The 14,868-nt window shown below is 66.9% G+C and carries 11 protein-coding genes; 4 read left to right on the top strand and 7 right to left on the bottom strand.

All coding sequences use genetic code 11. From position 1 onward, the window contains the following. Positions 1-3 precede the first annotated feature (3 nt). From CR918_RS20335 to aceB, 4 genes are all read right to left on the bottom strand, one after another. Positions 4-2,499 carry a putative peptide modification system cyclase gene (locus CR918_RS20335; protein ID WP_170929512.1) on the bottom strand — a complete coding sequence of 832 codons (2,496 nt, stop codon included), beginning with the start codon at positions 2,497-2,499 and terminating at the stop codon, positions 4-6. Positions 2,500-2,514: 15 nt separating this feature from the next. Continuing rightward, positions 2,515-3,555 carry a GGDEF domain-containing protein gene (locus CR918_RS20330; protein ID WP_025875806.1) on the bottom strand — a complete coding sequence of 347 codons (1,041 nt, stop codon included), beginning with the start codon at positions 3,553-3,555 and terminating at the stop codon, positions 2,515-2,517. Positions 3,556-3,921: 366 nt separating this feature from the next. Continuing rightward, a complete protein-coding gene (aceA, locus tag CR918_RS20325) occupies positions 3,922-5,223 on the bottom strand; it encodes an isocitrate lyase (protein ID WP_025875808.1) in 1,302 nt (433 codons plus the stop codon). A gap of 69 nt (positions 5,224-5,292) precedes the next feature. After that, on the bottom strand, positions 5,293-6,915 hold the full coding sequence (gene aceB, locus CR918_RS20320; protein WP_099844643.1) for a malate synthase A: 1,623 nt from the start codon (positions 6,913-6,915) through the stop codon (positions 5,293-5,295). 109 nt (positions 6,916-7,024) lie between these two features. On the opposite strand from aceB, the gene CR918_RS20315 reads away from it, so the two are divergent. Together CR918_RS20315 and CR918_RS20310 are read left to right on the top strand one after the other, a co-directional pair. Next, the gene (locus tag CR918_RS20315; RefSeq protein WP_033832747.1) at positions 7,025-7,993 is read left to right on the top strand and encodes a LysR family transcriptional regulator; all 969 of its coding nucleotides are present in this window, start codon (positions 7,025-7,027) and stop codon (positions 7,991-7,993) included. A gap of 325 nt (positions 7,994-8,318) precedes the next feature. Further along, positions 8,319-9,227, top strand: a complete 909-nt coding sequence (locus CR918_RS20310) for a LysR family transcriptional regulator (RefSeq protein WP_099844642.1) — start codon at positions 8,319-8,321, stop codon at positions 9,225-9,227. Positions 9,228-9,268: 41 nt separating this feature from the next. Here the strand turns inward: CR918_RS20310 and CR918_RS20305 are convergent, their stop codons facing one another. Continuing rightward, complete coding sequence (locus CR918_RS20305; protein WP_099844641.1) at positions 9,269-10,525, bottom strand: MFS transporter; 1,257 nt, start codon at positions 10,523-10,525, stop codon at positions 9,269-9,271. 120 nt (positions 10,526-10,645) lie between these two features. Continuing rightward, complete coding sequence (gene lepB, locus CR918_RS20300) at positions 10,646-11,272, bottom strand: signal peptidase I (protein ID WP_025875818.1); 627 nt, start codon at positions 11,270-11,272, stop codon at positions 10,646-10,648. A 233-nt stretch (positions 11,273-11,505) separates the two neighbouring features. Here lepB and CR918_RS20295 point away from each other — a divergent pair, with 233 nt between their 5' ends. Both CR918_RS20295 and CR918_RS20290 read left to right on the top strand, forming a co-directional pair. Further along, a complete protein-coding gene (locus tag CR918_RS20295; protein ID WP_032978120.1) occupies positions 11,506-11,907 on the top strand; it encodes a hypothetical protein in 402 nt (133 codons plus the stop codon). A 3-nt stretch (positions 11,908-11,910) separates the two neighbouring features. Next, complete coding sequence (locus CR918_RS20290) at positions 11,911-12,357, top strand: hypothetical protein (RefSeq protein WP_025875822.1); 447 nt, start codon at positions 11,911-11,913, stop codon at positions 12,355-12,357. Between the two features lie 340 nt (positions 12,358-12,697). Here the strand turns inward: CR918_RS20290 and dcp are convergent, their stop codons facing one another. Beyond that, a complete protein-coding gene (gene dcp / locus CR918_RS20285) occupies positions 12,698-14,854 on the bottom strand; it encodes a peptidyl-dipeptidase Dcp (RefSeq protein WP_025875824.1) in 2,157 nt (718 codons plus the stop codon). Positions 14,855-14,868: the final 14 nt, after the last annotated feature.

The raw sequence follows: 14,868 nt of genomic DNA, 5'->3' as shown, positions 1-14,868 counted from the left end.
GGCTCAGGGCGCGCCGCCCGCCTTCACCGGTGCGGCCCAGCTCGATACATCGTGCACGTTCAGCGGCTGCCAGACCTGCATCGCCGAGACTTCGGCAATGGCCTGGCCACGGTGGCGGGCCAGCCATTCCTGCTCGCGGCGCACGCCTGTTTCATCGCTCTGCGCACGTAGCGCATGCAGCAGTACCACGTGCGCCTGCACCGGCTCGCTGCCATCGAGCATCGGCTCGATCAGGGCCCGCGCAGCGTCCGGCCGTTGCCTCTGCAGTTCGCCCATCGCCGCAACCACGCGCATCCATTTACCGACCATCGGGCTGCGCTGGGCGCGCAGCAGCGCCTCGTTGGCATGCAGCCAGGCTTCGGCAACATCGGTCTGTCCCTGCCGCTGAGCCAGATAGACAAGGGCCAGCCACTGCAGGCTGCGGGCCTGCTGCATGGGATCGTCGCGATCTTCCAGCAGCGGCTGCAGCTGCGCTGCGATGGCCTGCAGTTCGGCTTTGTCGCCCGCCGCGCACAACGTGGTCACGCTGGCGTGCTGCAATCGCTGCTGTACCTGCATGTCCGCAAGCTCAGGTGCCGGTGCGTCCGCGCGCACGGCCGCCTGCATCGACGCGCAATCACCTTGGTCGGCAGCCAGCAGCAGCTGTGCACGCAGCCGCATCCGCTGCGCCAGCGCATCTCCGGTGCGCAGCTTCACAAGCAGCTGGCCGGCCTGTACGTAACGGCGCTGCGCCACAAATACATCGACGCCAGTGTCATCGGGATCATCGCGGCCGCGCAGCCCTTGTGCCTGCATCAGCGTTTCGGCGGCCAGCTGCGGTTGGTTGTGGGCGATCTGGATGCGTGCCAACTGCACCATCGGATACAGCCGCAGCGGATCCTGCGGTACGGACGCCGCATGTGCGTAGGATTCGGCTTCGCTGAAACGATTGTCCTGCAACAGAAGCCAGGACGTATTGGACAGCCCGGCGAAGGAATCGGGATAGACCTTGGCCAGCGTCCGCCATTGCTCCAGGGCCCAGCCGCCCGGTTCCAGTTCTTCCTGCCAGGCCTTCAGGTACAGGCGCTCGCGCGGTGGCAGGCGTTCCTGCTGGGCGAGCGCATGCTGCATCGCCTCGCGGGCCTGCCGCCCTTCTTCGGTGCGGGCCAGCAGCTTGGCCACGCCCATGTAGGCCAGCGCGAAACCGGGATCGATGTCGATCGCAGCCTGGTAGAGATTGCGTGCTTCCTCGAAGCGGCGCTGGCCCAGGGCATTCTCGGCCAGGGCATAGGCGCGCAGAGCACGCAGGTCACGGGTAGAGGCTTTCGGCAGCGGCAAGGACTGCTCCAGGCTGGCCACCGATTCGCCCAGGCCACGGCGCAGACGACCGACGACATCGTCCACCGCGAACATCATCTGGTCGGGGCCGTCGGCGGCGACGGTGAAGCTGCGCACCACCTGCCCGCTGCCGGGGGCCACCACGTCGATTCCCAGCTGATAGCCCCCTGCCTTGGGGCGTACGGTCGGCAGCAGGACCGCTCGAGCGCCTTCGCGCATGGCCACATCGATCGCTGCACCGCGATTCAAGCGGGTATCGCCGGACAAGCGCGCCATTTCCAGGCTTTCGCGGATCTTGCCTTCGGACAGCACATTCACGTAGCGCGACTGTTCCAGTGCGATCAGGATCGCATGGCGTGTCGATTCATCGAACACCGGCTCACCGGTGAAATTTTCAAGGTCGGCCAGCACCACCCAATCGCGCTCTGAGAATGCGATGGCCGGCTCCGGGCGCAGCAGGAACCAGCCCCCCACCACCACAGATGCCAGGATCAGGCTTTCCGCCAGCAATACCACCGGCTGCCGCCACAATGGCAGATCACGCCGTGCCTTGGCGTTGGCGCGCGGCGGGCGCAGCGGAGCAAAGCCGATCTCGCCAACTTCAATCACTTCCTGGACGGTCGGCATGCCTTTGAACCGCCAACGCCCGTGCGACTTCCATAGCAAGCGTGGGCCACGCTCGCCCAAGGCATCCGTGGCGCGTCGGGTCAGTGACTCGGCAACTGCCGACATCAGGATCTGGCCTGGGCGCGCCAGGGTCATCAGGCGCGCGGCCATCGGCTTGGCCAGGCCTTCGACTTCCATCGACTTGGCGCCGACCTTGACCGCTTCGGGACTGTTTTCCCAGGTCAGCACATCACCCACATGCAGGCCCGCTCGTGCGCGCAGCTCGACCCTGCGTTGCTCGCCCAGTGCCTGCAGGTCGCGCTGGTAATCCAGTGCAAACCCGAGCGCATCCACCGGGCGTTCGAACAGCAGGAACAGACCGTCGGAACGGTCGATCAACTGCCCATTCCAGCGATGCTGCAATACCAGCACCAGACGGTCGTGCTCCTGGAACAGGGTGGCTGCGGCAGCGTCGCCGATACGCTCCACCAGTTGCAGCGAATCACACAGGTCGGTGAACAGCAGCGCCCGCAGCTGGGCGTTATGCGGGGCCGACGTTCCGTTGTCGCCATTCATCGCCAGGATCTCCGCTCAGTGTCCATCCGGGCCATTGGCCCACCGCAGGCAGTTGCCGCCTGCGCGCTTGGCTTGGTACAGCGCACGATCGGCGCGAGCGTACCACTCGCTCCAGTCCGCGTCAGGGGCCAGCAGGCTGGCACCGATGCTGGCCAGGCTGACGTGCGGGGTGCCATGGCTGCGCTCGAGCAGGCCGTGCACCGCGCTGAGGATGAATTCAGCCGCGTGCTGCACGATCTCGACATTGGCCCGGCGCAGGATCAGGCAGAACTCGTCGCCGCCCAGGCGGCAGGCCAGGTCATGTTCGCCGGCCATCGAGCGCAGGATGTTGCCCATGCTCTGCAGCACCCGGTCGCCGGCCTGGTGGCCGTGGCGGTCGTTGATCTGCTTGAAGCGGTCGCAATCGATCAGCAGCAGCGCCTGCGGCGGCCCCTCTTCCTGCGTGCGGCATTCCTGCAGGAACAGGGCCAGGCCACGGCGGTTGTGCAGGCCGGTCAGTTCGTCGGTGCGCACCAGCTCACGCGTGTGGGTCAGCTGGTGGGTGGTGATGTACAGGTTGTCCAGCGCGGCTTCCAGGTCATGGTTGCGCCGCCGCAGTTGGCTGATCAGGGCCTGCTCGTTGGTCAGCACACGCAGGATCGTGCGCCGCAGGAAGTAGGCCACCAGCCCCGGGTCGGACTCGACCAGGCGATGGAAATCAGCCGGTCCCAGCTCCAGCACGTGGCAGTCGGCCATCACCCGCGCGCTGGCGCTGCGCGGGTGGTCGCCCATCAACAGGCCGAGCTCACCGAAGAACTCATGCCGGCCGAGTGTCTTGAGCACCAGGTCCTCGCCGAAATCCAGCTCGATCAGGCCTTCCAGGATGATGTACATGCACTCGCCGCGATGGCCGCGGTGGAACAGCCACTGGCCCGCCTGCAGCCGGCAGGGCTGGGCAAACCGGGCAAACAGGGCGACCTCTTCGTCGGAAAGCAGCGCATGCACGATCTCGGCCATCGCCACCTTGGCGATACCGGTTGTCGTGTCGATGTTCTCGGCCGCACCCCTGCCGGTCATTCCCTGCACCCGCCGCCAGCGTCCCCTGGTGAGCCGCGGAGCATATCAGTGAATCAAACTGTGCGCCGCTTCTCATTTTTGTGAAGAAGCGGTGCCCCGCCCTGCATGACTCAACCGTGCCCATTCACACGCGTTGGGCGCAGGAAGAAAGAAAGCCATATCAATAGCTTGCGGTGACCGCGACGCCGATTGTCGCAGCAGCCGCAGATACAACAACGCCGGCAGATCCCCCGATCTGCCGGCGTCGTCTGGCCCTTCCCTGGCCACCCTGATCAGTCCGAGCCCTGGTCGCGCCGGCCGCTGGCCGACAGCATCAAGGACTGCGGGAACACAAAGGGTTGCCGGCCAGCGGCCGGCACGACCGGATCACGCAGCCCGTTCGCTGCGCTCGCCATGGAACTGCTCTTCCTCGGTCGAGCCGGTCAGCGCGGTGGTCGAGGACTGCCCCTGCTGGATCGCCTGGGTCACCGCATCGAAGTAGCCGGTGCCGACTTCGCGCTGGTGCTTGACCGCGGTGAAGCCGCGCTCGGCCGCTTCGAACTCGGCTTCCTGCAGCTCCACGAAGGCGCTCATCTGCCGGCGCGCATAGCCGTGGGCCAGATTGAACATGCCGTAGTTCAGCGCGTGGAAACCGGCCAGGGTGATGAACTGGAACTTGTAGCCGTAGCTGCCCAGCTCCTTCTGGAACCTGGCAATGGTGGCGTCGTCCAGGTTCTTCTTCCAGTTGAAGCTGGGCGAGCAGTTGTAGGCCAGCAGCTTGCCCGGGAACTTCGCATGGATCGCCTCGGCGAACTTCCGCGCGAATTCCAGGTCCGGCTTGCCGGTCTCGCACCACACCAGGTCGGCATACGGTGCGTAGGCCAGGCCGCGGCTGATGGCCTGGTCCAGGCCGTTGCGGGTCTTGTAGAAGCCCTCCACGGTGCGCTCGCCGGTGGCGAACGGCTTGTCGTTGCCATCGATGTCGCTGGTCAGCAGATCAGCCGCCTCGGCGTCGGTACGCGCCACCAGCAGGGTCGGCACGCCCAGCACGTCGGCGGCCAGCCGCGCGGCGTTGAGCTTCTCGATCGCCTCGCGGGTCGGCACCAGCACCTTGCCACCCATGTGCCCGCACTTCTTCACCGAGGCCAGCTGGTCTTCGAAGTGCACGCCGGCGGCACCGGCTTCGATCATCGCCTTCATCAGCTCGAAGGCGTTGAGCACGCCGCCGAAACCGGCTTCGGCGTCGGCCACGATCGGCTGCAGGAAGTCGATGTCATCCTTGCCTTCGGCATGGTGCAGCTGGTCAGCACGCAGCAGCGTGTTGTTGATGCGCTTGACCACCGCCGGCACCGAATCGGCCGGGTACAACGACTGGTCCGGGTACATCTGCCCGGCCAGGTTGGCATCAGCCGCCACCTGCCAGCCGGACAGGTAGATCGCCTTCAGCCCGGCCTTCACCTGCTGCATGGCCTGGTTGCCGGTCAGCGCGCCGAGCGCGTTGACGAAGTCGCGCTCATGCAGTGACTTCCACAGCTTTTCCGCGCCCAGCCGGGCCAGCGAATGCTCGATATGGACGGTGCCACGCAGGCGCACCACGTCGGCGGCGCTGTAGTTGCGCTGGATGCCTTCCCAGCGCGGATTGGTGTCCCAGTCGTGCTGGATCTGTTCGGCAGTGGGCAGCGTGCTCATGTCTATCTCCAGTTCGGTTCGTGCGGATGCAGCGGGGAAGGAAGCGGCGGGAAAACCGGCATGCAGCGGTCAGTCGATGCGCGCGTACGCCGGCAGGGTCAGGAAGTCGGTCAGTTCGTTGCTGCGGCTCAACTCGGCCAGCAGGGTGATGGCTTCTTCGATGCGGCCGCCGCCTGGCAGCGCCGAGGTGTCGCCGAGGCGCGCCGGCAGCTGCGCCAGGGTGGTATCGAGCAGCGCCAGATCGATGGCAGTGCCGTCGTCCAGCTGCTGGCCCGGGGTATGCAGCCACTGCCACAGCTGGCTGCGGCTGATCTCGGCGGTGGCCGCATCCTCCATCAGGTGGTGGATCGGCACGCAGCCGTTGCCATCCAGCCATGCAGCCAGGTAGCGCACGCAGACTTCGACATTGCCTTCGAAGCCAGCGCGGGTGATCGTGCCCGGCGGCCGCGCGATCAGTTCATCGCGACCCACGCGCACATCCTGGCGCAGCACGTGATGCTGGTTGGGCGTGGGCATGTGCTCGTCGAAGATCGCCATCGCCACCGGAATCAGCGCCGGATGGGCGACCCACGTGCCATCGTGGCCAGCGCTCACTTCGCGCAGCTTGTCGGCACGCACCCGCGCCATCGCCTGCTCGTTGGCGGCGGCATCGTTGTTGATCGGAATCTGCGCGGCCATGCCGCCCATCGCATGTGCGCCGCGGCGATGGCAGGTCTGGATCAGCAGTTCCGAATACGCCTTCAAGAACGGCTGGGTCATGGTCACCTGGCCACGCTCGGGCAGCACGCGGTCAGCGTGGCGGCGGAAGGTCTTCAGGTACGAGAAGATGTAATCCCAGCGCCCGCAGTTGAGGCCGACGATGCGATCGCGCAGGGCGTGCAGGATCTCATCCATCTCGAACACGGCCGGCAGCGTTTCGATCAGCACGGTCACCCTGATCTGCCCGTGCGGCAGGCCGAGCATGCCTTCGATGTGCGACAGCGCGGTCTCCCAAAGCGCCGCCTCTTCCATGCTCTGCAGCTTCGGCAGGTAGAAGTACGGGCCGCGGTCCCTGGACTGCAGCGCGCGCGCATTGTGGAAGGCAAAGACCGCCGCATCGAACAGGCCGCCGGCGAGGAACTGGCCATCCACGCGCACATGCTTCTCGTCCAGGTGCCAGCCGCGCGGACGCACGATCAGCACCGCCTGCTCCTCATAAGGGCGCAGTGCGTAGTGCTTGCCATTGGGTGCGGTGTACTGCAGGTCGCCGCGCACCGCAGCGGCCAGCGACTGCTGACCGGCCAGCAGGTTGCGCCAGGTCGGCGAGGTCGAATCCTCGAAGTCGGCCATGAACACCTTGGCGCCGGAGTTCAGCGCGTTGATGACCATCTTCGGGTCGGTCGGGCCGGTGATCTCGACGCGACGGTCCTGCAGCGCGGCCGGCAGCGGCGCCACGGTCCAGTCACCGCTGCGGATCGCGGTGGTGTCCTGGCGGAAGTCCGGCAGGCCGCCCTGGTCGAAGAACGCCTGGCGCTCGCGACGGGCCTGCAGCCGCGCCTGCCGGCCGGGTTCCACTGCCCGGTGCAGGGACACCAGCAGGGCCAGCAATGGCGCCGGCAGCACGGTGGCCTGGCCCGCCACCTGGGTCGCCAGGGCAATGCCCGGCGTGGCCTTGGCGGCGGTGGAGGGAACAGCGGAAGCGACGGCGGACATGGCAGAACTCCAGCGTGGGGGAACGACTCCACCGTGCGGCCGCAGCCCTGTATTTGGCAAAACAGTTTTTGCAATGCTTTACATAACTTGTGCTAATACTTGTGACGCCATGACCACGCGCACCCCGCCAAGTCCTCGTTTTTCCTACAAATCCGATCGGCTGAAGCCGCTGCGCGCGTTCTGCCAGACGGTGCGCCTGGGCTCGGTCTCACGGGCGGCTGAGGCACTTTTCGTCAGCCAACCGGCCATCAGCCTGCAGTTGCAGGCGCTGGAGCGTGAGTTGGGGGTACCGCTGTTCGAGCGCAGCGGCCGGCGCTTGGTGCCCAGTCGCGAGGGCCAGCTGCTGTATGAAATGGCGCAGCCGCTGGTGGAGAGCCTGGACGGTCTGGAAGCGCGCTTCCGCGACAAGGTGCGCGGGCTGGACGCGGGCGAACTGAACATCGCTGCCAACAGCTCGACCATCCTGTACCTGCTGCCGAAGATCGTCGAACGTTTCCGCCAGCATTACCCCGACGTACGCCTGACCCTGCACAACGCCATCAGCGCCGACGGCACCGACCTGCTGCGCGAGGATGCCGCCGACCTGGCGATCGGCTCGATGACCGATGTGCCGGCCGACCTCAGCTATGCGCCGGCCTACCGTTTCGAACAGGTGCTGATCGCCCCGCATGACCATCCGCTGGCCAGCGGTGGCGAGCTGGAACTGGCCGACATCGCCCGATACCCGCTGGTGCTGCCGCCGAAACGGCAGATTACCTACCGGCTGGTGGACCAGGTGTTCCAGCGTCACCGCATCGCCTACACCGTTGCGCTGGAAGTGGGCGGCTGGGAGGTGATCAAGCAGTACGTGGCGATGGGCATGGGTATTTCCATCGTGCCGGCGCTGTGCCTGAACGATGCCGACCGCGAACGGTTGGCCGCACGGTCGATGAAGCGCTGGTTCCCGGAGCGCAGTTACGGGGTGATCGTGCGGCGTGGCAAGGCGCTGTCGGCGCAGGCGCGGGCGTTCATCGAGCTGATCCAGCCGGAGCTGTTCAGCCCGCGCGATTACGACCAGAGCGGGCATTCGGAGCGGTGAGAGGTTGTCGGCAGGGCTGCGCCCTGCACCTGCCGAAGCAACGGCAGAGGCAACGGCAACGTCAAAGGCAACAGCGGGGATTCCGTGGGATGGCGGGGCGGTGTGGGTGGGCAGGACACGCCGTAAACCCGTCCTTGGGGGCTCGATGGCGCCATCCATGGCGCCAACGGTCCTGCCCACCCACACCGCCCCACCTCTGACAGATTTCCGCGATCTGTCGGAACGGCATGGCCTGCTCTTGGTGGGTTTCGACCTTGGTCGACATGGTTGATCCACGCCATGCGTGGATGACGATTCCCGGCGTCGGGCTGGATAGACTGCATCCATGTCCATCGAACTTCGCCACCTGCGCTACTTCCTTGCCGTTGCCGATACCCTGCACTTCGGCCAGGCGGCCGAGCGGTTGGGGATGTCGCAGCCGCCGCTCAGCCAGCAGATCCGGCAGCTGGAGGAACTGATCGGTGCACGCCTGTTCGTGCGCAGCCATCGGCGTGTGCAGCTGACCGCTGCAGGGGAACTGCTGCAGGAACGTGCGCGCAGCATCGTGCAGCAGGTGGAATCGGCGGTGGATGAAGTGCAGCGCGCGCAGCGTGGCGAGCAGGGTGAGCTGCGTATCGGCCTGACCCGGGCCACGCCGCTGTCACCGCAGATTCCGCGTTCGATTCTGCAGTACCGCCAGCAGTATCCGCAGGTGCGGCTGCAGCTGAGCGAGATGAACACCCTGCAGCAGATCGATGCGCTGCTCGATGGCAGCCTGGATGTGGGCATCATCCGCAAGCGCACGCTGCCGGCCGAGCTGGTGGCGCACAGCCTGTTCGTCGACCCGCTGGCGTTGATCGTGCATGCCGACCACCCTGCCCTGCGTCGCCTGTCGAAAGGCGGCACGCTGGCGTTGCGTGATCTGGCGCAGGAACCGTTCGTGGCGTTCCACCGCAGCGCCGGAGCAGGCATCCATGACCACATGATCGCGCTGTGTGCGGCGGCGGGCTTCACCCCGCGCATCGTGCAGGAAGCCGGTGAGGCTTCGACGCTGATCAGCCTGGCCGCTGCGGGACTGGGTGCGGCGATCCTGCCTTCGTCGTGCGACCACATCCGGGTGGAAGGTGCGCGCTTCGTGCCGCTGGCCGATGCCGGCGCGCATTCGGAAGTGCAGTTGGCGTGGCGCCGCGAGGGGGTGACACCGTTGATCCGGAACTTCGCCGGACTGCTGCGTGGGGCGTTTGCGGAAGCGTGAGGTGCCGCGCTGCGCGCTCGCCGGGCATGGCCCGGCGGGCGTCAGGCGGTCACCGGCTGCGGCGCGCGCTGCTGCAGCGCCCACACGATGCCACCGCCGATCAGGGTCAGCAGCGCGGCGAACGCGCACACGCCCAGCCAGTCCCACGCGGCATAGGCCAGACCACCCACGCCGCCCAGCACGCTCGAGCCCAGGTAGTAGGCAAACAGGTACAGCGCCGACGCTTCCGCACGCATGGAGCCGGCACGGCTGCCGACCCAGCTGCTGGCCACCGAATGGCCACCGAAGAAACCGAAGGTCACCAGCGCGATGCCCACTGCCATCGCCGGCAGCCACGGCATCGCCAGCAGCACGATGCCGGCGGCGATCAGGCCGAAGGAGATCGACAGGATGCGACCGCGCCCATGGCGCGTGGCCTGCTGGCCCATCCACGCCGAACTGAAGGTGCCGACCAGATACACGCTGAAGATCAACCCGACCACGGTCTGGCTGAGGTGGTACGGCGGCGCCAGCAGGTGGTAGCCGAGGTAGTTGTAGAGGGTGACGAACACACCCATCAGCACGAACGAGGTGGCGAACAGCCACGGCAGGCCGGGATCGGCGAACAGCGTGCGCCAGCGCGCGGGCAGCTGGCGCAGGCCACTGCGACTGGCCTGGAAGTGACGCGACGGCGGCAGCTGCAGCCACAGCAGCACGGTGCTGGCCATGGCGATGATCGAGACCACGCCGATGCCCCAGCGCCAGCCCCAGTGGTCGGCGATGATGCCGGCCAGCAGGCGCCCGCTCATGCCACCGATGGCGTTGCCGCCGATGTACAGGCCCATCGCCAGGCCCAGCGCGCGGCTGTCCATCTCTTCCACCAGGTAGGTCATCGCCACAGCTGGCACGCCGCTCAACGCCAGCCCCAGCAAGGTGCGCAGCACCAGCAGGGTGGCCCAGTCGTCGACCAGTGCGGTGCACAGCGACAGCGTGGCCGAGGCCAGCAACGCAACGATCATCAGCGGGCGCCGGCCGACCGCATCGGACAGCAGGCCCGCCAGCAGCATGGCCACGGCCAGGGTGCCGGTGGTCAGCGACAGCGACATCGCGCTGCCGGCAGCGGACACGCCGAAGTGGCGACTGAACTCGGGCAGCAGTGGCTGCACCGTGTACAGCAGGCCGAAGGTCGAAAAGCCAGCCAAAAACAGCGCCAGCGCGGTGCGGCGGAAGGCCGGCGTCCCCTGCTGGATGCGGGTGTCGACGGGAGCGTCGTCAGTACGGGGACGGTCGGCGAGGGCCGCCGGGGTATCGCCAGTCATGGGAGCGGTGGGCCGTGGGGGCGGCCGGATTGGAGGGGGCGGGCCCCAGACTAGGCCCGTCCATCCAGTCGATCCATAACCTGATAAGTCATGATTGATACTTCTGGCATATCGATAAGCTTACAGCCGCTGCCACTCGAAGCCGTCGCCACGGCGGTAGTACACCGCCACTGCGCGGCCATAGATCTTGTCCGCATCGACGAAGCCGAAGAAGCGACCGTCGAAGCTGTTGCCACGATGGTCGCCCAGCACCAGCACCTTGCCGGCGGGCACCTGCAGATCCGCGATGTCCGGGCCACCGCCGCTGTCCAGATCGAGGCTGGCGCGGCGCTCTCCGAAAGCTTCGGTGTCGGCCAGGTCAGCGATCTGCAGCGGCTGGCCGTTGATGCTCAGGTGGCCATCGCGCAGCTGCACGTGGTCGCCGGCCACGGCGGCGACGCGCTTGATCAGGCGGGTGCCATCGGCCGGCGAATCGAACACCGCCACCTCACCCCGCTGCGGCGTGCCGGTAGCCAGCAGCTCCTGGCTGGTGAACGGCAGGCGCAGGCCGTAGGCGCGCATGTCCACCACCACCCGGTCACCCGGTTGCAGCGTCGGCTGCATCGAACCGCTGGGCACGACGTAGTGGTTGGCGAGGGTGTCGCGGGCGGCAGCGAGCAGGCCCAGCATCACCAGCAGCGGCAGTGCCTCCTTCTTCAGCCAGGTGAGCGCGCGCTCTGGGAACGGCGGACGGGCTACAGCATCCATGTCAGGCTCCGGGTGGTGGGTGGGCATCAGACCGCAAGGGCAGGCGTGAGGTTCCCGCGCATCATGCCGGTCTCCATGCCCGTGCCGATCAACGGTCGGCAGCCACCGGGTGCATTCCGGCCGGACGTTATGAAGGTTTTACGCCCGGGCCGGGCACTGGGCATCGCACCTTTACGGCCCCCACGCGCATCGTGTGCCTACCGCGCCGCAGGGCGCTTTGCGCAAGGTGTTGTATGACCCTCCTGGTGATCCGGCATGCGTCGCCGTCGGTGCCGCGTCCGCTGCTGCCGGCCGAGTTGTCCGGCCATCCGGTGCTGTGCACCGACTGCGCCAGCCTGGCCGATGTGCGCCAGTGTCTGTGCCAGCCGCAGGCGCGCACCGCGGACTGGGTGCTGCTTGATGTCGGCGTCGCCGACGAGGCGCAATGGTGTGCCGAGGGCGGTGCGCTGCAGGCGGCGCTGGACGGTCTGCCGGCGGAGTACATCGAACTGCAGTCGCCGCACCAGCCCGGTCTGGAAGCGCGCCTGCGCCTGCAGCACGGCCCGGCCGCCGTGGTGGTCGACCAGCGCAGCCAGCAGGCGGGTTATCCGCTGTCATTGGCCATCGTCAGCCGTCGCCTGGCACGGGAGGGCTGAGCCATGTCGATCTTCATCATCCGTGGCCCGGAAGCGGCGGGCGCATTGATCCGCACCGCCGCGCCGCTGCCGGCGCCGGTACTGAAATCACTGGTGCACCGTGCGATCGATGCGGGCACCAGCGTGGCGATCCGCGCCTGCGGTTCGGAGCAGGAACTGCTGGACGCGCTGCGCGTGGCCGACCACAGCCGTGGCGAGGTGACGCTGCTGGATCCGGGCGCATGTGCCGACAGCCTGCGCCTGCAGCGGCTGCTGCCCTACCTGCACAACGCGTACGTGGAAGTGCATGACGATGGCGCCGTGGCCGAGCCGTGCCTGCCGGCCGGTGTTGGCCAGCGCCTGGGCATCGCCGCCGGGTACGGCGCGCAGAGCTATGTACTGGCGCTGGATATCGCGCTGGATCACCTGGGGTTGGCCGAGCAGGCGAACCGGGTGCATGTAGGGACCTGATGGCCGGGCTGCGGCCGGCACCCGGTAGTGCCGGCCGCTGGCCGGCAACCTCAACAGCCAAAGCCGGTTTCCTGGGGGATGGCGGGGTGGGTCCGGTTGCGGGGGACGCTGCAAGTACGTCCATGTAAGCTCGATCGCGCCATCCATGGCGCTCACGCCCCCGCAACCGGACCCACCCCGCCTTCGACAGATTTCCGCGACCTGTCGGAATGGCATGGCCTGCTCTGGGTGGGTGTCGACCTTGGTCGACACATGGATCCACGCCATGCGTGGATGAGCGGCACAACGAAAAACGGCGGGGTTGCCCCCGCCGTTTTGTTTTTCGTACTTCAGGCCGCGCTTACTTCAGGCCGCGGAACTTCAGCAGCGGCTCCACCGACGGGTCCTTGCCGCGGAAATCGCGGTACAGGGTCGACAGCTCCACGCTGTTGCCGCGCGAGAGGATCTTGTCGCGGAATTCCTGGCCGTTGGCGGCGGTCAGGCCACCGTGTTCGGTGAACCACTGGTAGGCGTCATGGTCCAGCACTTCCGCCCAGAAGTAGGCGTAGTAGCCGGCCGAGTAACCGCCACCCCAGATGTGGTCGAAGTAGGTGGTGCGGTAACGCGGCGGCACCTGCGGCAGGTCGACCTTGAACTTCTTCAGCGCGCTCGCTTCGAAGGCGCCGACGTCCTGCAGCGGGGCATCGGCCTTCTGCGTGTGCCAGGCCAGGTCGAGCAGTGCCGCCGACAGGTACTCGGTGGTCGCATAGCCCTGGTTGAAGCTGCGCGCCTTGAGGATCTTGTCGACCAGTTCCTGCGGCATCGCTTCGCCGGTCTTGTAGTGCTTGGCGTAGTTGGCGAACACCTTCGGGTCCAGCGCCCAGTGTTCGTTGAACTGCGACGGGAACTCGACGAAATCGCGCGAGGTGGCGGTGCCGGCGATCGACGGGTACTTCACGTTCGAGAACATGCCATGCAGTGCATGGCCGAACTCATGGAACATCGTGGTGACGTCATCGAAGCTGATCAGCGCAGGCTGGCCGGCGGCCGGCTTGGTGAAGTTGCAGACGTTGTAGACCACCGGCTTGGCACCGGTCAGGCCGTCCTGTTCGACGAACACGTCCATCCAAGCGCCACCGGACTTGCTGTCACGCTTGAAGTAGTCGGTGTAGAACAGGGCCAGCGAGGTGCCGTCCTTGTCGAACACTTCGTACACCTTCATGTCCGGGTTGTAGGTCGGAATGTCGGTGCGCGGCTTGAAGGTGATGCCGTACAGCTGGGTGGCGGCGTAGAAGACGCCGTTCTGCAGCACGTTGTCCAGCTCGAAGTACGGCTTGATCTGCGACTCGTCCAGATCGTACTTGGCCTTGCGCACCTGCTCGGCGTAGAAATCCCAATCCGAGGCGGCCACCTGGAAACCACCCTTCTGGGCGTCGATCACCTTCTGGATCTCACCGGCTTCGGCACGCGCCTTGGCGGTGGCGGCAGGCACGGTGTCGGTCAGCAACTTCAGTGCGGCCGCCGGGGTCTTGGCCATCTGGTCGCCCAGCTGGTAGTCGGCGAAGGTGTCGAAGCCGAGCAGCTTGGCCTTCTGCGCACGCAGCTGGGCCAGGCGCTGCACGGTCTGCCGGGTATCGTTGGCATCGCCACGCTCGGCACGGGTTTCCGAAGCCTTCAGCACGGCGGCGCGCTGGTCGCGGTCGGTCAGCGAACCGAGCACCGGCTGCTGGGTGGTGTTCTGCAGCGGCAGCAGGAACTTGCCATCCAGCTTGCGGTCCTTGGCGGCGGCGGCGGCATTGTTGACCGCGCCCTCGTCCAGGCCGGCCAGCTTGGCCTTGTCGTCCACCACGACCGCAGCAGCGGCGGTTGCAGCCACCAGGCGGGTGTGGAACTGGGTGGACAGCGTGGTTTCTTCCACGTTGAGCTTGCGCAGGCTCGCCTTGTCGGCGTCGGACAGCTGCGCGCCGGCGCGCACCAGGCCGTCGTAGTAGTGCTCGACCAGGCGCTTCTGCACCGGATCCAGGCCCAGCGTCTCGCGCTGGTCGTACAGCGACTTCACGCGCGCGAACAGCTTCGGATCGAGGTTGATCTCGTCCTGGTGCGCGGCCAGCTTCGGCGCCACTTCTTCCTGGATCTTCTGGCGGGCATCGTTGGTGTCGGCCTGGACCAGGCCGAAGAAGATGCGCGACACGCGGGTCAGGGTCTCGCCGCTGCGCTCCATCGCCACGATGGTGTTGTCGAAGGTGGCCGGCTCGGCGCTGTCGGCGATCTTGCGCACGTCGGCCAGATGCTGGCGCATGCCTTCTTCGAAGGCCGGCAGGTAATCGCTGTCCTTGATCTTGTCGAACGGCGGTGCCTGGAACGGCAGGCTGCTGGCGGTCAGCAGCGGATTGGTGGAGGCTTCGGCCGGCTGCTGGGCCGGTGCATTCTGGGCTTCGGACACGGGGGTGGACTCCTTGCCGGAACAGGCCGCCAGCGCCAGGCTGATGGCGGCGGCCAGGACTACGGTACGCGACATGTAAAACGCTCCTT

The organism is Stenotrophomonas indicatrix, assembly GCF_002750975.1.
Taxonomy (GTDB): Bacteria; Pseudomonadota; Gammaproteobacteria; order Xanthomonadales; family Xanthomonadaceae; genus Stenotrophomonas; species Stenotrophomonas indicatrix.
This window is presented reverse-complemented; position numbering and strand designations above follow the sequence as displayed.